Below are 20748 nucleotides of genomic sequence, written 5' to 3' on the forward strand. Positions count from 1 at the left end.
ATTTGGTGTGTGGTTCGCGACATGTGCGCTATGTTTTGTAAACGATTACAGTGTTCGGGAGTTGGGTTTATAGGTCGAAGGTAGATATTTCATACATAACTCTGATGAGCTAAAAAAGGAGATACAAATGCATAATAAAAATAAATACGCAAGACAAAAACAACACCTTCTTTTAATGGCAGTTATTGCAGTCAATATGGGGCTACCGACTTATGCGGTGGCGGCACCAACACTGACGATGGAGGAGATTATTGTCTCGGCGCGGCGCAAGGATGAAAGCGTTCAGGATGTGCCGCTGACCGTTAACGGTGTAACTGGACAGAAGATTGCGGATTTGAACATTCGCAAGTTGGAGGATCTGCAAAGCGTAGTGCCAGGTCTGACTATGGAAGAGGATACCATTTCACCCGCTGCTTCAATGCGGGGAATCCGATTTGACTCATTCGCGAATGTCCCTCTGTCAGTGGAGTTCTACATGAATGAAGCGCATGCGGGTCAGTTAACCGTTATGCAAAACGTCTTCGATATCGAGCGTGTTGAAGTGCTAAGGGGACCTCAGGGTACTTTGCGGGGCAAAGCATCGCCCTCAGGATCAATTAGCGTGACCACTGTGACGCCTATATCTGACGCTTTCTCCGGGTATGTTGATATCACGGCCACCAATAACAGTGGCAAGAATGTGCAGTCCGCCATAAATATTCCTTTGATCGAAGACAGACTGGCTATACGCTTCGCTGGCTTCTGGGAAGAAAATAACATTAACGATGTTTCCAGTGTGTTCGGCCATGGTGATTCTGAGTATCGCGGAGATGGTTACCGGATTTCATTGTCATTTACACCGACAGAATCACTGTCATTCGACCTTATGTACCAGCAAGTTCAGCCTGGTCGGGAGATTTTTTTCCCGGTAGAGTCGGCCTACTTAAAGAATTCGTCACTGCCGGTTTCAGCGATTGATATAAAGGCAAGTGATCGCCGCTCGATTCAGGACACGCCGGAGATTGCAGAACAAGACCTGCGTATGACGGTCTTTAATGCCAGGTGGGACATCAATGATTACGCGCAGCTCAATTACGTGGGGTCCTACAACTCTGATTTGGTGGAAAGAACGACACCGATAGACGTGACCAATGCGGTAGATGAATCCTACCCAGACGCCTTTCAGCGGGTTGATCAAGACCTTTATACCGATGCCGACGGATACAATCATGAGATAAGACTGCAATCCATTGAGCCTTTGTTTGATCGTTTGGATTATGTGATTGGGTATTTGAAAAGCCACTCAGACACCAATGTGTCTTATTCAGCCCCGCAGCTTATCTATCTACCCGGATTGTTTGAAGGAACATTTCTGACCAACATCAGTAACCAGAATAATGGTAAGCCCTCACCGAGTGACGAGGAATCGGTTTTTGTAAACCTGACCTATCATTTTACGGAGGATACCGAGGTCTCGGTGGGTGCTCGCCAGATTGATTGGGAGTCAACCGATTATTTGGCGATTACCAATCTTGGGACAATCCTGACTGATGGTAAACGCAGTGAAGATGAAACCGTTTACACCGCGAGTTTCAAACACAATTTCAGCGAATCGCTGATGGTATACACCTCGTGGGGAACGTCCTGGCGCTATGGTGCCAATGCTATTGGAAACCTCAGTACGATGCAGTCAGATCTGGAAAAAAGTTTCCTGCTACTACCGCCCGAGACATCGGAGTCCTTTGAGGTTGGTTTTAAATCGACCTTGCTGAATGAAAAGTTAAGGCTGAACATCGCAGCCTACCACCAGACCTTCGACGACTATCCGTTGCGAAATTCAGCAGGGGTGTACTTTCAGGAGTTTGATGCATCTGGCAATCCGAAAGTGGGGCGGTTTAATTTCGTCTCTCCGGTTCCGGTCGAAGTTAATGGCTTCGAATTGGAGACCATCTGGCTCCCCACCGATAGTCTGAGTACGGGCATTATGTTGAGTTACTCGAAGGGCGAGGTGCAAGATGCCTATGCGGCCTGTAACGATTACCTGCCGCAGGACGGCATTCCTGACACTAGCGGTACAGTTCCTACACTCAGTGATGTTCAGGCGGCGGCGGGCAGCGACAATCTGACAACGTGCAAAACGTCGGAGCGAACTGATTATGCGCCCTTGTGGACGGCGACGCTGAGTTCTGAGTATCTTTTCCCCGTGGTTGGAATGGATGGCTATGTGCGCGGGCTCTGGACCTTCTACGACGAATCCGAAAATGACCCGTCCAATCCGCTCGACGACGTCGGCGCCTACGATATCCTGAATGTGTACGCAGGCCTCAAGGATGGCAATGGGCGTTGGGAGGTGATGCTGTTTGTGAAGAATGTACTGGATAAGGAGGTTGTCACTTCCCGCGATCGCACGCCTGGAAGCCAAAATTTCACTGGCGTCCCGGCAGCGGTCTCAGACTATCGTCAGGTTACGCTCAACGCACCTCAGGAGATGGGCGTCAACCTGAAGTACAACTTCTAATAAGTCGTTGAAAACCCACAGTCTGCTAACCAGTATGTTCCTTAAAAATGGAGGTTGAAATGAGTAAAGATCGCGTTGTAGTAGTAACTGGAGCCGCCGGCGGGATCGGCCTTGGCATCGCGCAGAGCTTCGCACGGAAGGGCCACCCGACGGCGCTTCTCGACGTTCAGGATGAATTGCTTCGGCAAGAGACAGATAAGTTAAGCGCGGAGGGCGCGCGCGTGTTCGCACAGAAGGTCGATGTCAGTAATAGGGAAGAGATCGATGACGCATATGCTGCAATCCGCAAGGAGCTGGGTCCGATCACGATTGTCGTTCCCAATGCCGGGATCGCACCGATGGTTCCGTTTACCGATATGACTCATGCACAGTGGCAGCAGGTAATGGATATTAACCTTACCGGTGTGTTCCACACCATTCAGGCTGCAACGCCAGATATGCTGGAGGCGAGCTGGGGCCGGATCGTAACGATCTCTTCACACGCAGGGCAATCAGGCGGAATGCACATGGCGCACTACTCGGCGTCTAAGGGTGGCGTCATCAGCCTGACCAAAGGATTAGCGCGCGAGCTGGCGGCCAAGGGAATTACTGTCAACACAGTCGCCCCGTCAGTCTGCGAAACTCCGCAGATGCACCGCGCGATGGACGCGGGCCAATTTCCACTCGAAGCCATCATACCGATGATCCCCATTCCCCGCGCCGGACAACCTGAAGACATCGCAGGAACCTGTGTCTTCCTCGCTTCGGACGAAGCCAGTTACATCACTGGACAAGTGATCGGGGTGAACGGCGGGATGTACATCTAGCAGACCGTGGCGTTTCAACAGCCTGCTAGTTGCAATCCGGATTCACTGGGAGTTCCCAGGGGATGAGCGGTTACTTGCTCGTGTCGCCTGGTCATTGCCGTCAGTCATAGTGTTGGCTAAAGCTTCCCTTGGCTGACTATTTAGCTTCAGTGGAGATACGGGCTGATGAAGCGTCGTAACTTTTTGAAATCAACCTCGCTAACGATTGTGTCTATGTCATTGACGAGGCACGGCTATGGTGCAGTGCTTGTGGAGCCAGGCTGGCAAGTGTTGTCTGACCTGCCGTATCCGGTGCAGGAAATCTATCCCGCCCTGCATAAGGGCTGTATTTATGTGGCGGGAGGTCTGGCAAGCATCAATGGCAAAACCGCAGCTACAGAGAGGCATGTCCGATACAGTATTGCTGATGACCGATGGACAGAGTTGGCACCATTACCAGAGGCGCGCCATCACCTGCAGCTGGTGACGGTAAACGATGCTATCTATGCTCTGGGTGGATTTCGTCAGGAGGGCAACAATGGCTTGGATCATGACCGGGCAGAGCTGGCGGTATGAGATCGCCAGTGACAGCTGGTCGCTATTGACCGAGGCACCTGAGGTTCACGGAGAGTCGGTCAGTCTGCTAGTGGACGATACAATTCACGTGATCGGAGGGCGCACCCCGAAAGCTGAGCGAAATACCGGTTGGTTTGATCATCGCAGCAGTGACCGGCACCTGATACTGGATACGAGTGCCGGGCACTGGTTTCAGGCTGCGCCAGCGCCTACAGCAAGGAACAGTGCGGCTGGTGGTGTCTTAAACGGCGACCTATATGTGGCTGGTGGACGGTCAGATACTGGTGTGAATCTCGATACTCTTGAAGTCTATGACGTGAAGGAGGAGCGCTGGCGCACGGCCACACCTATGCCGCAAGCACAGGGTGGATTGGCTGCTACGGTCATCGATAATCAGTTGATGGTGTTCGGTGGCGAGCACTTTGGGGCCGACGGAGTGCGGGTCTACGCTGAGGCGTGGCGCTATGAGCCCAGTAAAGACCGCTGGTTTACGGAGCAGCCGATGTTGACACCCCGCCACGGCCTGGGAGCTGTGGCTTATGGTGGGTGTGCCTATGCGATTGGTGGAGCCACCGGAATTGCCACCAATGGCACAAGTGCGAAGCTGGAAGCTATTCAGCTAAATTTCAATTAGGCAGAAACGCCTATTTTTATTTCAACAACGATAGGCATATCCTTGGATACGCCTATCATTCACGGCCTCACAGCCTGGCTACATAGTAGCCGCACTTGCTGACATGGCCGTATTCGTCAGTGATGGATTCGGGCAGCGTCAAGATGTCATCGCCGCTCTATCAGTGTAGAATGGATTTAGAGTCTTGTGTGCTTGGTTTCACCCATTCAGCATTGGAGTCATAGGATCGCGACTCAGGCGAGTTGTTCTCATATCGTGTTTTCTAAACACGGATGCGCAGATCCCTCTTTTTGCATGATCATATTCCTGCTTACAGATTCAATCATTGCTTTGCAATCCGCTCGCATCGGTAGGGCTATGTAAGGGTTGAGAAACTGGCAGCTGCCTTGGAACCAAAAGACGCAGTGCGTGGCGTAACAGCTCTCTTCGATTGATGTGGCAGCGATTCGTCATGTTGGTCGCTTAACGACAGGCATTGGGCGGGTGTCACATGGGTGTGTTGAGGCGGAATGTAGATCAAACTTACCGTCAATTTGCTCTTAATGTTTGCATCCAGTAAGCGGCCGCAATATCTTTTTTCAAGGCGATGTCCACAATGCTAAGCGTTAATCCGCTGTGCTATTTTCCTGAGTTCGTTAGGCCATAGGCGGGTTTAGTACCGGATTGATCGCTAAGTGATTGAGGTATACGGCGACCTGCTGGGAAGCAGCAGGGTTTTCCTGCTTTAGCCACCAAACTAATGTCTCTATCGCTGCTGCGACGGTAAAAGAAATGGCTAAAGCTTCAGGTAGCTAGGCGTCAGGATGGGCCTGTTCTTTGGCCAATCCCAGAGCTTGACTTAGGTATTCCTCTTTTACTATCGAAGATGCTCCACCGGTTAAAAGAGTTTTCCACAATTTTCGGTGCTCCCATACAAATGAGCACAGAGCTTGCGCTGAGGCCATTGAATCTACGCTGTATAAAATGGGAAGCGTCATGGTCAGTAGTTTGTGAATTTCTTGTGCAGCTAGGTCATTCAGTAGGGCGTCTTTATCCTTATAGTGCCGAAAGAAAGTTGCGTAACCCACGCTAGCTCTGGTCGTGATTTCTCGCACGATGATTTGCTCAAACGTCTTTTCTTCAAGCAGTGTCAGTAAGCTGTTGCGCAGGGACTTTCGTGTTTCTCGTGTCCTCGTGGAGGGCGAATTGCCGTTTCTTGGGGATTTCATTAAATGATATTCATAGTAACTATAAGTATTTCGCCATAATCATAACTAACTGATATTTAAGGATAAAAAAAATATATCCTTAGGAGTTTGACAATATTAAATTTATCCATATGATACTGTGTGTATCAATAGTGGCATTGTACACCCATTGCCGTACATTGACAGTGGGTAAAAATGTTGCTGAATAACCGTTCTATTAATCCGGGATTAAATAATATGTCGAGCGTTTTTGTGGTAGATCGAAGTGGGCAGGAAGAAATCATCACGATTGAACCTGGTGAGACTTTAATGCAAGCGATTTCAAATTCAGGGATGCCTGACATGCTTGCCTTATGCGGTGGGGTGTGTGCCTGCGCAACCTGCCATGTCTACATAGACGCGGCTCCCGAAAGCGTCATGAGTGGCATGGATGAAGATGAAGATGTTTTGCTGGGTGGTGTACTAAGCAGACAGGAAAATTCGCGTTTATGTTGCCAAATCAGGCTGACTGAGGCTTATGATGGTTTAAGGGTCACTATTGCACCTGAAGAGTAATCATAGTTGTTCCTCACGAAATAAGGCCTAACCCATTATCAGGAGAGTCAGCCATGACAGCACAAGAATTATCAGAGCGTGATTACTTTACAGATCCAGAAATCCTCGTAGACCCCTACGAATACTTCAATGCCTTGCGGTCACAAGGGCCAATTTGCCGGCTGGAAAAGTACGATTGTTTGCTGATAACCGGATTTGAAGAAGCGCTTGAGGTGTGGAAAAACCCCATAGATTTCTCATCCGTCAACTCACTGGCCAGTGCAGCCTTTCCCCTGCCTTTTGAGCCGAAAGGCAGTGATATTAGCGAACAGCTGGATGAAGCACGGGATAAGTTTGTTGGGCACGATATGGTGGTTTGTTACGACGGCAAGCATCACACCAAGGTTCGTTCTCTGATCAGTCGAGTATTTACCCCCACCCGATTAAAGGCAAATAACGTTTTTATGCACGACTACGCGCAAGAGCTGGTGCAGCGAGTTGTGGCAAGAGGCAGTTGCGAGCTGGTCAGTGAAGTGGCGGCCCCGTATGTAACGATGATTATCGCCAGCCTGCTTGGGGTTCCGCCCGAAGACCGGGTTAAATTCGAAGAGGTGATTGCAGCTGGTCAAACGGTGGGGAGTATCGAGCACGCTGATTCGCCAACCGATATGACATCTATGAACTTCATTGCACAGTTTATGGCTGAATATCTTCAGGACAGGATGAAAAATCCGACGGGTGACATGCTGACTGAGTTGACCCAATCCAGCTATCCAGACGGAACAAAGCCTGATCTTTCCGAGCTGGTTGGTTTGTCAGCATTCCTGTTTGCCGCGGGTCAGGATACCAGTGCAAAACTGTTGGGAAATGCCATGCGTTACATTGTTGACATTCCTGGATTACAACAACAATTACGTGACGATCGGGATCTGATTCCATGGATGATTGAAGAGGTTTTGCGCCTCGAAGGGTCCTCTAAAATTACAGCGCGATTGGCTGTGCGGGACACCAAAATTGGCGATATGGATATCCCTGCCGGGACACGCGTCGGATTGGCAATTGCGGCCATTAACCGGGACCCCGTGAAATGGGGCGAGGACGCCAACGAGTTTAAGCTGAAGCGCCCTAGAATCCGCGAGCATCTCGCTTTTGGACGTGGTGTGCATACCTGCGCAGGCGCACCGTTAGCCCGGGCTGAGGTGATTGAGATTATCAATGCGTTTTTTGACCATACCTCGGAGATTGGTTTCAACGAGGCCGTACATGGCAAGGTAGGAAGTCGAAAGTATAAGTTTGAACCGTCTTTTATTATTCGTGGTCTGGACACCCTGCAAGTCGAATTTAAAGCCTGATGGATTCATTGCTGTAGAAAGTCTGGAACCCGGAGTTAGTCAGGCAGGGCATAGTCCGGGTTGGTAGGCATTAAGTATAGACAGCCTCCTACAGGTTAAATTTCGTCTACATCAGGATAACTATAATGAAAAGAACTCTTGATACATCCGATCTTGATCGCTACATGGGTAAACGACTGGAAGACTCACTCCCACTGGAGCCGGTCGCCGCAAACGATATTCGCCGCTGGGTGCAGGCCATGCACTACCCGAATCGGCTGCATTATGATCGGGGTTTTGCCCAGGAAAGTCGTTTTGGAGGCCGCCTCGTTGCCCCGCAATCGTTTGCCATCACCCAGGATGATGGGCACGGCGCAACACCTGCGTGTATTGGTTTGATTCCCAATTCACATCTTCTGTTTGGCGGGGACGAGTGGTGGTTTTACGGCCCCAGAATCCATGAGGGGGATCGCATTTATAACGAGCGTATCCCATACGATTATGTTGTTAAAGAAACCTCTTTTGCCGGACCGACCTGTTTTCAACGGGGCGACAGCCACTACTTCAGCCGTGAAGGTGACCGGATCGCAACCCAGCGTTCTACCGGAATTCGATATAACCCCGCTTATGCCGTCGAAATGCAGTCCAGTGAGAATCAGGATGAGTATGTATGGAGCGATGCGGAGTTAGTTGATCTGGAAGACAAAAAATTTGAGTTCATCAGCGCGCTGCATGATCTTGGGCACGCCAATCGATCATTCAGTTCAGTGAGCGTCGGCGAACAGTTGCCTACGCGGGTAATAGGTCCTCATACCATTCCTAGCCTGACGACAGAGTGGCGTGCATATACGATGACGCTTTGGGGGGCGATGACCAGGCGTAAGCCGGTAGAGCTTGGTTGGGTCGGCGACATGAATGGTAAGGAAATGGATGGTGAGTGGGAAAAGGTGAATCCCGAACAGACGGATGGCGCCTATATTGGCCCTTCCAGGGGGCACTTGTTTCCTCGTTACGCCCGTCAGATCGGGATGCCTAAAGCCTACGGGTACGGTGCATCCATGGGGGCCTGGGCGCTGGATTATCTGGCGGGTTGGGCTGGTGAGCATGGTTATGTGAGCTACTGCAATACCCAGTACCGAGGGCCGGCGTTTGCGGGTGACATTACGGTGATGACCGGATCCGTCACGGATAAAGTTACAAGAACTGATGGAGGTTCAGAGGTTAATGTTAAATTTTCCCTGGCCAATCAGAGTGGTGTTGTTGTGGCGACGGGAAAGGCTGTAATAAGTTTATCCGCGTAAGTTTTTTTTCAAGCAGTCGCTAGTGAATTAATAACCCAGTAAGGCAGATTTCTGTAGATCCATAGAAGTGTAGTGTTGCTTTCTGTAGTTGAAGGAAATCGACCATTACAGTGATCCTTTCCCTAAATAGTTCTAAGCGGAGATAAAATGATGGCAATTCCAGACGTTTCAAATCACGCTATTGCGGATCTGGTTTCCCTGAAAGGTCGCAATGCGGTAGTGACAGGTGGTGGTCAGGGGCTCGGCAAGCGTATTGCTCAGCGCTTGGCGGAAGCTGGTGCCAATGTATTGATTGGTGATATAGAGGAGGCCCGTGCTGTAGAGGCGGCGGCCGACCTTGACGCTGGCCAGCCTGGGAAGGTACTCGGTATTCGTATGGATGTCGCAGATAGATCCTCCATTATCACGGCGGTTAGCGTGGCCAAAGAAAGCTTTGGTGGCATTGATATCTGGGTCAATAATGCCGGTGTTTTTCCCAGTGTGCCCCTTCTGGAAATGAGTGATGAGCAATGGGATAGTGTCAACGATATCAATGCGCGAGGTACTTTCATTGGCTCTCGCGAGGCCACGCGAGCCATGGTTGAGGCTGGCCGTGGAGGAGTTATTGTCAATATCGCGTCATTGGCTGGCGTGCGTGGGATCGCCCCTGGACTGACTGCTTATGTGGGGTCAAAACATGCTGTGGTTGGATTAACCCGGCAAACTGCGCTGGAGCTTGCGCCCCACAATATTCGGGTCTTGGCGATTGCGCCAACGTTTGTCGTCACTGAAGGCAATCTTGCAATGATCCAGCAAAACCTGCCTGGTTCAGACCAGGCTGCCGTCGATATTCCATCTATGCTTACCAGCAAGCTGGGAAGGGTCGGCGTGCCTGACGATATTGCTCGGGTGGCTCTTTTTGCTGCCTCGGATCTGTCTTTGTTTATGACAGGGAGCGTATTAATGGTGGATGCTGGGGAGACCATCTAATCTTGTGGGGTGGAGGATGGGCTGGTGTGGTTTGACACCAGCGCCCATTCTTCTGCTCCTGTTTTTCTTCCTCATCTCGCTTCATGAATCTTTCAGCGCGGTAGTACAAAAAATAAGTCCGTCACTTTCGGCAATCAGCATGGGGTGTGTTGGATTTGTGCTTAGGTTGCTGATGAGTTAATAGGGCTGGCATTAAGGGCGTAGTAGTATGCTAGTCTCAACGCTGCTTCAGGACGTCATCTACCGATACTTGTTTGCCGGTGTTTCCCCATGTATTACGAATATATGTGGCGATATCGGCTACCTGTTCGTCATCCAGTTTGTGCTCATAGGGATCCATCGGAGTGCGCTGTATCGGCAGGGCAGTGGATGGGATTTCTGCTCCGTACAGAATCACATTGATCAGGGACGACGGATCGGCACCCAGTACTACTGGGTTGTCAATCAGCGCGGGGCCGGTATCCGGATCGCCCTTGCCGGTCGGAAGGTGGCAGGTCGCACAGTGAACGGCATACAGACTGCGGCCTCGTGCCAGACTGACCTGATTCGTGGCCGGCGGCTGCTTGTCTGCTGGCTTGGCTGGAAGACTTTTCAGGTAGGTGACCATGGCGGTGAGATCGGGCTCCGAGAGTTGGCTGGTGCTGTTCATGATGACCTTGTTCATCGGGCCGAAGGAGGTGGCGTAACGGTTTAATCCGTACTGCAGGTATTGCTGCAACTCTTCGTTGGACCATTGCCCAAGCCCGTCGTCCGCAGAGGTCAGGTTGACGGCAAACCACGGGCGGGTTTGTCCGCCGGGAATTTGATCCAGGTAGGAGCCGCCCGTCAGTGCATGGTCTGCCAAGGTTGCACCGAGCGCATTGCGCGGTGAATGACATTCGCCACAGTGCCCCAGAGCGGTCACTAGGTAGCGTCCGCGTTGCCAGGCCTCCGATTGATCTTCAGGGGCGGCGAGTGGGTCGGTTTTGAAAAACATCAGTTTCCACAGCGCCATCAACCAACGCTGGTTAAAGGGAAAGGCCAAATGGTTTTCTGAATTGGTTGCGCTAACGGGTTGAATACTCATCAGGTACGCATACAGCGCATCAATGTCCGTATCCGACATTTGGCTGTAGGAAGTGTAGGGAAACACCGGGTACAAGTGCTCACCGTCTGCCCGCAGCCCCTGTTTTAGCGCGTCCCGGAATTGTGTGGCGGACCATGAACCTATACCGGTTTTCGGGTCAGGTGTAATGTTCGGTGAGTAAATGGTCCCAAAGGCTGTCTCAAAGGCAACCCCGCCAGCGAAAGGCGCGCGCGCATCAGCCGTGTGACAGCTTGCGCAGTTGGCCGCGATGGCAATGTATTGTCCTGCGGCTATTTGATCTGCAGATGAGTCGGCGAGGACGGGGCCGGTGGCCACACACAAAAGTGCGCTCATGGAAACACGCTGGAGCGATTGGCGGATGATCTGTTTCACGCTTTGGGGCTCCAGGACGAGCAGTGGCCTTTGGCGCTCACGGACCCATTGAAGATGGCGCAGTTGCCGCAATCCGCGGTCTGTGACCCCTGAGTAAAGTAGCTGCAGCCGCGACAAGCGCTGGTGCTCGTTGAGAGGTCGGTGTAGTTCAGGGACGCGCGCAGATTCATTTGTGCGTTGCTCAGTTGCTCGGGGTCATAGCATCCCTGGGTCGTGGCTTTGTCAGTGCACCCAGTGGCAATCAGCACGAAGCCTGCCGCAGTGGTTATCGTTTGTGCCATAAAACAACGTCTTGTTATCTTTATTCGATCCATATCGTCTCCGGTTTCTGTGCTGAGAAATTTGTCCTGCGCCTTCCTTCAAGCAGCCTGTCACGGCTGCGACTTGTAGCTTGACCTTGTTTGATTTAGGTTCATGTTACATAAAGTATATTTGGAGTACACAAAGGTTGTTGACTTTACTGTGTGTAAGGTTAGGATATGGTGGTGTGAAAAAAATGCAACTACTTAATTGATGGCGTAGCAGAAACGGGCAGCCATATTTAAGAAGTTCGGAGCAGAGCGAATGGCTCTGTTTTTAGAACAGCGATAATCAATAAGAACAGCTGGTGGTGAGAGTGGCGATGAACAATTGGCAGCGTGTACTGGTTCCTGTATGTGGTGTGCTGGCGGTCGGGGCGGTTTTTGCTCTGGCGATACTGATTCTGGGTGGCGAGCGCGAGCCGGAGACTACAGGCGGTACCATCACCTTCCGCCGCCTGAGTGAGGCGCAGATTACCCGCTCAGTGCGGGAGATCTTCGGTCACTCTATTGATGTGCCCGGCCGCTTTGATCCTCCGCGTCGGGAAGAGGGCCTGCTTGCGGTCGGCAACAGCCGAGTGGTCGTCTCCCGCTCTGGTTTTGAGCAGGCGGAGCTCCGGGCCAGGGAAATTGCTGCGCAGGTGATGGATGAAGACCGCCGAACCTCCTTTTTAACTTGCGACGAGCCTGTGGACAGTGATTTCAGCCAGGCATGTGCCGCGGCTTTTTTCGAGAAATACGGTAAATTGCTCTACCGACGCCCGCTGAGCAGTGGCGAGCTGGATTCGTTGTTGGCCGTAGTGCAGGATTCCACCGTACTGAGTGGCAGTTTCACCAAAGGTATTGAGGCGGGCATCTCCCGGTTGCTGGTGTCACCCAATTTTCTGTTTCGTGTTGAGGAGATCGATTCGGACTCGGTGGTCGAGGGAGTCGCTTTTATCGACGATTATTCACTGGCCACACGATTGAGTTTTCTGCTGTGGGATGCGCCTCCGGATGAAGAGCTTCTCGCCGCTGCGGAACGCGGGGATCTGCGTGATGGCGACCTGCTGCAGGCCCAGGTCAGCCGGATGATGACGTCGGACAAGTATGTGCAGGGCGTGCGCGCCTTTTTCTCCGACATGTTTGGCTATGAACAATTTAACGGTTTGACCAAAGAGCAGGCCATCTTCCCGATGTATTCCTCCGGGCTGGCCGAAGATGCCAAAGAGCAGAGTCTACGAACCATTCTGGATCTTATGGTTACCCGTGACGGGAGCTACCGCGAGTTGTTTACCAGCAAAACCACCTTCGTCAATCGCCGCTTGAGCGCGCTGTATGGCATCCCGGCCTCTGAGCAAGCCGTGACGGACTGGGATACCTACACCTTCGCCGACGACGACCAGCGCGCAGGCCTCTTCTCGCTGGCTGCATTTTTAATGCTGGATCCCACCCATGAGGGGCGTACCTCGCCAACGATACGCGGCAAGAGCATCCGTGAACTCTATCTGTGCCAGCATGTACCGCCGCCGCCCCCGGCTGTGGATTTCAAACTGGTACAGGATACCAATAACCAGGAGTTCAAAACCGCTCGGGACCGCTTAAAAGTTCATGCCGAAGTGCCGACTTGCGCGGGGTGCCACGCGATTACCGATCCGATTGGCCTGGCGTTGGAGAATTACGATGCCATTGGCAAATACCGGACTACGGAAAATGGCGCAGTTATCGATGCAGCTGGAGAGTTTGAAGGCCACAACTACAGCAATGCCATCGAGCTGCAACAGTTGCTAGGCCAAAGCGCATCCGTCACGGACTGCCTGACCACGCGCGCTTATGAGTATGGGGTGGGTCGGCCGCTGGTGGCCGGGGAGAGAGACTGGATGCGTTATTTGCGGACGCAATTTGCCAAGCAGCAGTACCGTTTAGGGCCGCTGCTGAGAACCATAGCTACCAGCGATGCCTTCCGGCGTGTTGCTGTGTCGTCGACAAATGACGTTGCGTTGTCAACCCACTAATCGGCGGAGGAGAACCAAAATGATTTCTAGAAAGTGGAGCCGGCGTCAGGTTCTGAAAGGGATGTTGCGTGGTTCGGCCGTGACAGTGGCACTGCCGATGCTGGATCTTTTCCTCAATGACAATGGCCTGGCGTTGGCGTCGGGCGCGCCGCTGCCCACGCGCTTCGGCACTTGGTTCTGGGGTTGTGGTATCAATGCGGACCGCTGGATACCCGATAACCTGGGGCCCGGCTACGACCTCAAGGCTGAGCTGAAAGCCATCAAGGCGCATCAGGACAAGGTCTCAGTGCTGTCGGGCTTCAACTGCGTGCTGGGTGGCAAGCCGGACTTCATGCATTGGTCCGGCGCCATGGCGACCTTGAGTGGTACAGCGCCCACGGAAGGTGGCGTTGGTTACGGTAACGCGGACGCGCCGACCATTGATTGTCTGGTGGCGGATGCCTTTGGCTCAAAGACCCGCTTCCGGTCACTGGAAATTGCCTGCACCGGCGATCCCAAAGTTAGCTACAGCATGCGCAAGGGATCGACAGTGAACCCCAGTGAAGTGGATCCCGTACGCTTGTACAAGCGGTTGTTTGGCCCGGAGTTCCAGGACCCCAACTCCGCCGACTTCCAGCCCGATCCGGAGATTATGCTACGCCAGAGTGTGCTCTCTTCCATTAAGGACGAGCGGCAGAAGCTCATCCGCACTGTGGGTGCGGAGGATCGTGCCAGGGTCGATCAGTATTTCACCAATGTCCGGGAGATGGAGGAGCAGCTTGCCTTGATGTTGCAGAAGCCGGAGCCCCTGGAGGCCTGTGAGCTGCCCCGCCAGCCTCGCAAGAGCGAGTTGGGGCCAGTCTGGGATACCGCGGTCGCCAATCATCGGGTGTTGGGAAAACTGCTGGTGCATGCGCTGGCCTGTAATCAGACCCAGGTATTTAACCTCGCGTTCACCAGCGCCACCTCCAATTTGCGTAAACCGGGTGCCAGTATGGCCCATCACAACCTGACTCATGTGGACCCGGTGGATCCCAAGCTGGGTTACCAGCCGGAAGCCGCGTTTTTCATTGAGGGCTGCATGAACGAATTTGCTGCCTTCCTCGACCTGATGGATTCTGTGAAGGAGGGTGATGGCACCCTGCTGGACCACAGCCTGATCCTGGCCACTTCAGACACCAACTCTGCCAAGGTCCACTCAATCGATTCGCTGCCCATTATGGTGGCCGGTCGGGCCAACGGGAAACTGCGCTCCGGTCGGCACATTGCCGGCCAGGGGGATCCCAGTTCGAGGGTTGGACTGACCATTCAACAGGTGCTGGGTATGCCGGTGAGCAGCTGGGGCACCGAAGCCATGCAGACCACAAAAGCCATCGACGAATTAATAGAAACTTAATGTCTGACAAAGGAGGATTTATTCACCAGTCAATTCTGTAAAGCACACAAGACCAAGATAGTAATTTCCATACAGCGTGTTACCCAAAGAGGACTTATTTATGCGTCACATTCTCAAAGCTTTTGCATTTGCTTTTTCACTCATGTCTGTTGCTGTCTTCGCAGCGGATTACTCAACCGCCGATACGGATATCGGAACTCTGTTAGATGATCCTGCGGCTGCCGCCATTCTGGAAAAGCACATGCCGGGATTTACCACTAACGATCAGGTGTCTATGACCCGTGCCCTGACACTGGTCAGTCTGCAGTCTTTCGCACCGGATATGGTGACTGCCGAGGTGCTTGAGAAAATCGACAGTGAGCTGTCTGAGCTGTCTGATCAATAATCATTTATAACTGGCAAACACTGGAGGCAGCATGAAACACAAGCAACTCATTTTGTTCATAACCGGCTTTCTGGGACTTTTCGGTGCGTTCACTGACGTTTTGGGCGGTGACGCTCCGGATGCTCATGCGGAGCTCCGCGGTCAGCTAACCGGTGTGATCGTGCAGGCCTCCAATATCGAGCGTTCTATTGATTTCTATACCGGTGTGATTGGTCTGAAGACGGTTGGTCGCGTGGAAAGGGACGGTAAGCTGGTGGAAATCATGCTCTCGAGCAGTGGCAAATTTCTCGACGGCATGATGCTTACCTTGCAGGTGGCGAAGGCCGGAGGTCCAGCGGTTGCGGAGGTTGTCAACAAAGCCGGGTCATTGATTTTTATGGTGCCCTCGAATGATTTCTATAAAGAGCGGTTAACAGCAGCCGGCTATAGCGTCCGCGAAGAAGATGTCAGCCATCTTTACAGCAGCGACCCCGACGGGTATCCGATCATGTTCTATCAGCTGGATCCGAGGATTCTGTCATCTGTCAAAAAGGGCTGAGTAGCGTGCAGGCTTGAGCTTTCGACAAGCAGGGGCAGAAGTTTTGATAAAGGTTATCGGCTATGAAAAGGTGTGTTCGAAAGTGGTGGGTGTTATTGGGGTTGGAGCGCTGTGACCGCGGCTCCCTGTGGCGACGAATCAGACCTGGTGATGTACCAGGTGGCTGCAGGGTTGCCGTTGCGCTGTTGCTCGCAATCACGGTTTCGTTATCGGTACAGGCCGGGTATGTCGGAGAGAGTTTCTTGCGGATACCGGGAATTGACAGCGGCTGGCAGGGGGGGCACTACAAGGGTTGGGTCAAACTTGAATCCCGTGAGTGGGTTGAAACCTCCGCCTGTAAACCGCAAAAAGGCAACCCATTTGTGTGCGACGCAAAAATGTGGAAGCCGAAAGAGACCCGACTGTTTATGTCCCCTCCCTGGGCGCCTGAATCCGGTGCTGGTGTCCTGGCCGTGGCGCTGGATAAACGCAGTGATGTCTATGCCCCGCTCATGCAGCTGTGTCACCGCGGTGTCAGGATTCCGGAGCTGACTTACGCGGAGTCCTCCCAGCTGGCTCGGCGCATTGGTGAGGTGGGCACGCCACCGGATGAGGTGCCGGACTATTTCGAATACAAGCTGCAGGGCGTGAATTTGAGTTGCCCCGAGGTATCCCGCGCGCCCGAGCAAGCACTGATTCTGCAGTTTGATGATATCGAATGGATCAATTATCAAGGTGCCGGTCGTATCGTAACCACAGCCGATCCGGCCAGGCTGCTGCCCTTGCCGTCCTCGGGCGAGAGCAAGACGTTTCTTTTAACCTGGATTCAGTTGCAGGGGGGGACTGAGGAGGGGGACTGCCCGACGATGAACCGGGAGCCGGGCATGGATGAATACTTCGCTTTGTGGGACCCGAAGGAGGTTCCCAGAGGCAAGGCGGAGCTGATGCAGTCGGGTGGCCTGGCAACACTGCGGGAGGGTATCGCCCTGCGCGGCCCGGAAGGGTTGAACGTGTGTGCGCTGCCGGGAATTGTACCGGATCCGGGACATGCAGCGCCCGAGACCGAGACGGTGGTGGGGTTCGACCTGGACAACTACGATGGCAGAGGTGAGGCTCCCGCACAGACGCACCGGCACAAGAATTTTGTCTCTGAGGACGGCCGGGAAGGCATTGACAACCAATTGTATGTGGTTGAGGGCTGCGTGCCGGGCTTCCGTCCGGGGGGGAATATCCCCAAGGTGGCGAACGAAATGATGCGCAACGGCTCTGTAACGCTACTGGTCAATATCAGCGGCATTGACGACGACAAGAACGATGACGATGTGCTGGTCAGCGTGCTGTTTTCCAAGGACCTCATGGTGAAAACCGCGGATGGGGCGGATATCCAGCCGGACTATACCTTTCGCCTCTCGGACAATCCCGAATTCACCCAGTTTGCCGCACAGTTTCAGGGTCGTATAGACAACGGCGTTGTGACGACCGAGCCCGTTGCTGAAATGACCTGGCAGGAGGGGGGGCAGAACGCCTTTAAGCTGCGCAACGCACAGATGCGAATCGAGCTGTTACCGAATCGCCGCATGAAAGCTGTGGTCGGCGGCTATCTTGACTGGCGGTTGCGGATGACCAATTGGGGTCGCAATCGCATCCTGGAGCCGACTATGCGTTTTCAGTGCCCTAGCCTCTACAATGCCTATAGGCGCGCTGCGGACGGTTATTGGGATCCACAAATTGGGGAGTTCCGCGGCATATCGGCAGCCTACGAAATCGAAGGGGTGACAGCATTTATCCCTACTCAGGAGTTGGTATCTCTGATGAAGAATGCAGAGGCTGAATAAGGGGTGGCGGTCTTCGGATTTGATTCGACACGGTATTGTTGGTGAATATGACTTATAATCCGACCTTTACCATAGACAGAGCACCAAGTAGTCCGATTATGGCCGTCAAAAAAACTTTACGTGATGTGCAGAAGGAAGATACCCACAATCGACTGCTGGATGCGGCCGGCCGTATTTTTGACCGTGAGGGCTATGAGGCGGCCACTGTTGATCAGATTGCGGCGGAAGCCGGCGCCAGCCGCCCGACGTTCTATGCCCACTTTCGAGATAAAGATCAGGTTCTGGAAGAGCTGATGGCTGTTTATACGGCGCGGGGGCGGGAATTTATGGCAAAGTTCCCGGGGCCAACGCCGACCAAAGAAGAGGTGGTGGCCTGGTTGCTGGATGTGGGTAATTTCCTCAGGCAGGAATCGGCTTTTCTGTCGCTGCTGAGTCAGATTGTCGGGCATCGGTCGAAGAGCAGTCCGAATTATGGTCGCAACGTGGGTTACGCCTGGCTCTCGGCACTAGCGGAGCGATCCCGGGCATTTGCGATTGCGATGGATGATAACTGTCAAGACCCTTATCCTAGAGCCCGGGCGGAGTTGTTGGTGATTGAAATCGTCTGGGCTTGTGCCAGTGCCGTTACCAACCCGGATGACAAGGTCGGGCTTGTCAGGGTTGAAGTAGTTGCCGACGCGCTGTGTGGCTTCATGCGCGACTACCTGCCCGCTTAGATTGGCCGTTGTGGGCCCGATCTTGATTCCTGCTTACGGATGACGCCAAGTGGCTGGTTTGCCTTACAGTGCTTTGGGCAGCTTCTGGTAGTGTTTTTAAACTGGCATGCAAACAATAAAACAATAATTCACGTGCTGGCGTGGCGAATGAGACAGTCTAAATGCAGCCGTCATTAGCGAAACCTGTTGCCCGTTCGAAACTTATCCATTTAAAGAATATTGCTTGAAGTTGCAGTGAAAACTTTGTGTATTCTTCATTTTTTGCGCCAATGAGAACCACAAAGCCGACACGGCAATATAAGTCTATGATTTGCGAAATATATGTAATGAAGTTTCGTCTAACCGGATGCTGAGCGAGACATTAATTAATACCTTTGGCGGTCTGTAAAAAAACCAAAAATAATGATGAGATGCCATGAAAATAATTAATATTTTCGTGTGGCTTGCATGTATTTCGGTTACCCCAATGATGCCCTATAAACCTGTGGAAAAGCACTAATTCGCTTTTTCACGACTCATTTACCATTGTATTGAATGGGCCAATATTCAATCACAATCGCCCTTGTGCAAACCGGGCGCTATGGGTTTTATTGGTCCCCTTCTGCCCGTGTGTACGGACAGGACGGTTTCTTCATAATTTTGCGTGCCCACTGATTATCAGCTGCTATCCGGGAATTATGATTGCCCCTTAATGATTCACATAGTATCATTAGTGATGTTTGGGAGACCTGCGCCACTGAAGGGCGTTGTTGCTGAGCTTGGCGATAACTGGTGTCGGGCTTGTCAGCTGTAATGGCTAGCGTCACAAACTGAACAGAAAGTGTATCGGATTGGGCACTTGCAGGCCCTAGCAATAATTTTAATGAGCCTGCTTGGGTAGGTTTCAACAATAAAGATTAAAAGATGATGGCCAATTCAGGTGGTTTTCAATACAAACTGATGGGCGCGCTGGTCGCGGCGGAAGTCCTGTCAACGTTCGAAGTCTCCATGGCGTTCGCGGCCTTGCGCTTTATGATCGAGGACTTTGGCAGTCCATCGGCGGTTGGCTGGACGATAACCGCCTTTCTGCTGTCTGGTGCCGTGAGCGCGGCCATATTCGGACGCTTGGGGGATATGTTTGAGCGCCGCCGGGTGTTGCTGCTGGTGATCGGCTTGAGTGTCATTGGTTCGCTGATCGCCAGCGTGTGGCCGACCCTGACCGGGGTTATTATCGGCCGGATTATTCAGGGGGCTGCCGGTGGCATCTTCCCGCTGTGCGTCGGCATTCTCCGCGAGCAAATTGATTCCAAGGCGCTGCCGCTGTATCTGGGGGTGCTCTCTGCCGTGTTGACCGTATCGGGTGGTTTGGGCTTGTTGGCCGGCGGTGTGCTGGTGGATCTTTTCACCTGGCACTGGATTTTTTATGCCAATGCCGCTGTCGGGATTCTGGCGTGGCTGATCGTGTATGTCTGTGTGCCGCAAGGGCGTGCATCCGGGGCAGCGGCCGGGACCAACTATCTGGGGGGGCTGCTGTTTGTGCCCGCCATTGTCATGATCATGCTGGCGCTCAAGAAATCCACGGAGTGGGGCTGGACCGATGGTATGACCCTGTTGCTGATGGGTGGCGGATTGGCGTTCCTGCTGACGTGGGTGTGGAGTGAGCTGCGAGCCAGCCAGCCATTGATGCAGATCCGCTTGCTGCAGAGCAGAGAGATCACCCTGGTGGTGCTCTGCGCCGCACTGCTCGGTCTGACCTGGAATCAGTTCCAGCAAATCTGGTCCATTTTACTGCAGCAACCGGTAGAGACCGGCGCGGGCCTTGGCTTGTCAGCGTCCATGTCAGGACTGTTGCTGCAACCCCAGACGCTGATGGCGTTTATCGGCGGCCCTATTGCCGGCTGGTTCAGCCTTCGCTATGGCATTCGATCCAGTATGGCCTTTGGGGCGTTGTTGCTCAGCGCGTGCTGGTTTACCGCCATGATCCATCATGGTTCGGTGCCATTTATCGTGCTGCTGATGATTCTGATGGGCGGGTCAAGCTCATTCCTATTTGCCATGTTGCCGATCATTATTTCCCGGGTGGTGCCGCCCGAGCGGACCAGTGAAGTTACCGGCATGATGACTGTGGTGCGGGGCACCGCAACCGGTATAGGTGCCCAGGTTGTGGCCTATCTTCTCAGTGTATCCACCGTCACTCTGGAGGATGGCAGTGGGCACTTCCCGTCGCAAGCCTCCTATACGCTGACCATGGGGTATGTCGCTGCCGGCATCTTCCTGGTGTTTGTTCTTTATTTACTGTTTTCCAGAAATGGGCTCCGGGCTGCTCCCGAAGTAGGCCAGGTGACTACTGTAGGTAAATGTCTTTAAAGGAGTTT

18 protein-coding genes are annotated in these 20748 nt (G+C 52.9%); 15 read left to right on the forward strand and 3 right to left on the reverse strand.

Translation table 11 applies throughout. The features are described from left to right. Positions 1-127: 127 nt before the first annotated feature. The 4 genes from G8770_RS16215 to G8770_RS16230 all read left to right on the forward strand — a co-directional run bounded on the left by G8770_RS16215 (position 128) and on the right by G8770_RS16230 (position 4492). Entirely contained in the window at positions 128-2497 is a 2370-nt protein-coding gene (locus G8770_RS16215; protein WP_167189137.1) for a TonB-dependent receptor, read from the forward strand. A gap of 59 nt (positions 2498-2556) precedes the next feature. Beyond that, positions 2557-3303 carry an SDR family NAD(P)-dependent oxidoreductase gene (locus tag G8770_RS16220; RefSeq protein WP_167189140.1) on the forward strand — a complete coding sequence of 249 codons (747 nt, stop codon included), beginning with the start codon at positions 2557-2559 and terminating at the stop codon, positions 3301-3303. 213 nt (positions 3304-3516) lie between these two features. Beyond that, on the forward strand, positions 3517-3858 hold the full coding sequence (locus G8770_RS16225) for a Kelch repeat-containing protein (RefSeq protein ID WP_167189143.1): 342 nt from the start codon (positions 3517-3519) through the stop codon (positions 3856-3858). Continuing rightward, positions 3821-4492, forward strand: coding sequence for a Kelch repeat-containing protein (locus G8770_RS16230; protein ID WP_167189146.1), 672 nt, complete (start codon positions 3821-3823; stop codon positions 4490-4492). Before G8770_RS16225 ends, G8770_RS16230 begins: the two co-directional genes overlap by 38 nt. Before the next feature lie 791 nt (positions 4493-5283). Here the strand turns inward: G8770_RS16230 and G8770_RS16235 are convergent. After that, positions 5284-5700 (reverse strand): TetR/AcrR family transcriptional regulator, encoded by a 417-nt coding sequence (locus G8770_RS16235; RefSeq protein WP_167189148.1) that lies wholly within the window; start codon positions 5698-5700, stop codon positions 5284-5286. A gap of 174 nt (positions 5701-5874) precedes the next feature. Here G8770_RS16235 and G8770_RS16240 point away from each other — a divergent pair, with 174 nt between their 5' ends. The 4 genes from G8770_RS16240 (at position 5875) to G8770_RS16255 (ending at position 9814) form a co-directional block, all read left to right on the forward strand. Next, a complete protein-coding gene (locus G8770_RS16240; protein WP_208022313.1) occupies positions 5875-6234 on the forward strand; it encodes a 2Fe-2S iron-sulfur cluster-binding protein in 360 nt (119 codons plus the stop codon). A 53-nt stretch (positions 6235-6287) separates the two neighbouring features. Next, complete coding sequence (locus G8770_RS16245) at positions 6288-7565, forward strand: cytochrome P450 (RefSeq protein ID WP_167189151.1); 1278 nt, start codon at positions 6288-6290, stop codon at positions 7563-7565. Positions 7566-7690: 125 nt separating this feature from the next. Further along, positions 7691-8845: an FAS1-like dehydratase domain-containing protein gene (locus tag G8770_RS16250; RefSeq protein ID WP_208022314.1), complete on the forward strand. Its 1155-nt coding sequence runs from the start codon at positions 7691-7693 to the stop codon at positions 8843-8845. A 147-nt stretch (positions 8846-8992) separates the two neighbouring features. Then, complete coding sequence (locus tag G8770_RS16255; RefSeq protein ID WP_208022315.1) at positions 8993-9814, forward strand: SDR family NAD(P)-dependent oxidoreductase; 822 nt, start codon at positions 8993-8995, stop codon at positions 9812-9814. 217 nt (positions 9815-10031) lie between these two features. On the opposite strand, the gene G8770_RS16260 is transcribed toward G8770_RS16255, so the two are convergent. After that, positions 10032-11273: a c-type cytochrome gene (locus tag G8770_RS16260; RefSeq protein ID WP_167189154.1), complete on the reverse strand. Its 1242-nt coding sequence runs from the start codon at positions 11271-11273 to the stop codon at positions 10032-10034. Then, on the reverse strand, positions 11270-11554 hold the full coding sequence (locus tag G8770_RS16265; protein ID WP_167189157.1) for a high-potential iron-sulfur protein: 285 nt from the start codon (positions 11552-11554) through the stop codon (positions 11270-11272). The genes G8770_RS16260 and G8770_RS16265 overlap by 4 nt, the downstream gene beginning before the upstream one ends. Before the next feature lie 341 nt (positions 11555-11895). Here G8770_RS16265 and G8770_RS16270 point away from each other — a divergent pair, with 341 nt between their 5' ends. The 7 genes from G8770_RS16270 to G8770_RS16300 all read left to right on the forward strand — a co-directional run bounded on the left by G8770_RS16270 (position 11896) and on the right by G8770_RS16300 (position 20740). Beyond that, positions 11896-13566 (forward strand): DUF1592 domain-containing protein, encoded by a 1671-nt coding sequence (locus G8770_RS16270; protein WP_167189160.1) that lies wholly within the window; start codon positions 11896-11898, stop codon positions 13564-13566. 19 nt (positions 13567-13585) lie between these two features. Then, positions 13586-14941: a DUF1552 domain-containing protein gene (locus G8770_RS16275; protein ID WP_167189163.1), complete on the forward strand. Its 1356-nt coding sequence runs from the start codon at positions 13586-13588 to the stop codon at positions 14939-14941. Between the two features lie 100 nt (positions 14942-15041). Further along, on the forward strand, positions 15042-15326 hold the full coding sequence (locus G8770_RS16280) for a hypothetical protein (RefSeq protein WP_167189166.1): 285 nt from the start codon (positions 15042-15044) through the stop codon (positions 15324-15326). A 31-nt stretch (positions 15327-15357) separates the two neighbouring features. Continuing rightward, positions 15358-15864 carry a VOC family protein gene (locus G8770_RS16285; protein WP_167189169.1) on the forward strand — a complete coding sequence of 169 codons (507 nt, stop codon included), beginning with the start codon at positions 15358-15360 and terminating at the stop codon, positions 15862-15864. Between the two features lie 62 nt (positions 15865-15926). Then, positions 15927-17678, forward strand: coding sequence for a hypothetical protein (locus G8770_RS16290; RefSeq protein WP_167189172.1), 1752 nt, complete (start codon positions 15927-15929; stop codon positions 17676-17678). 98 nt (positions 17679-17776) lie between these two features. Next, a complete protein-coding gene (locus G8770_RS16295; protein WP_208022316.1) occupies positions 17777-18394 on the forward strand; it encodes a TetR/AcrR family transcriptional regulator in 618 nt (205 codons plus the stop codon). A 903-nt stretch (positions 18395-19297) separates the two neighbouring features. Next, positions 19298-20740 carry an MFS transporter gene (locus G8770_RS16300; RefSeq protein ID WP_167189174.1) on the forward strand — a complete coding sequence of 481 codons (1443 nt, stop codon included), beginning with the start codon at positions 19298-19300 and terminating at the stop codon, positions 20738-20740. Positions 20741-20748 lie beyond the last annotated feature (8 nt).

Source organism: Pseudomaricurvus hydrocarbonicus, from assembly GCF_011602365.1.
Lineage (GTDB): Bacteria > Pseudomonadota > Gammaproteobacteria > Pseudomonadales > Cellvibrionaceae > Pseudomaricurvus > Pseudomaricurvus hydrocarbonicus.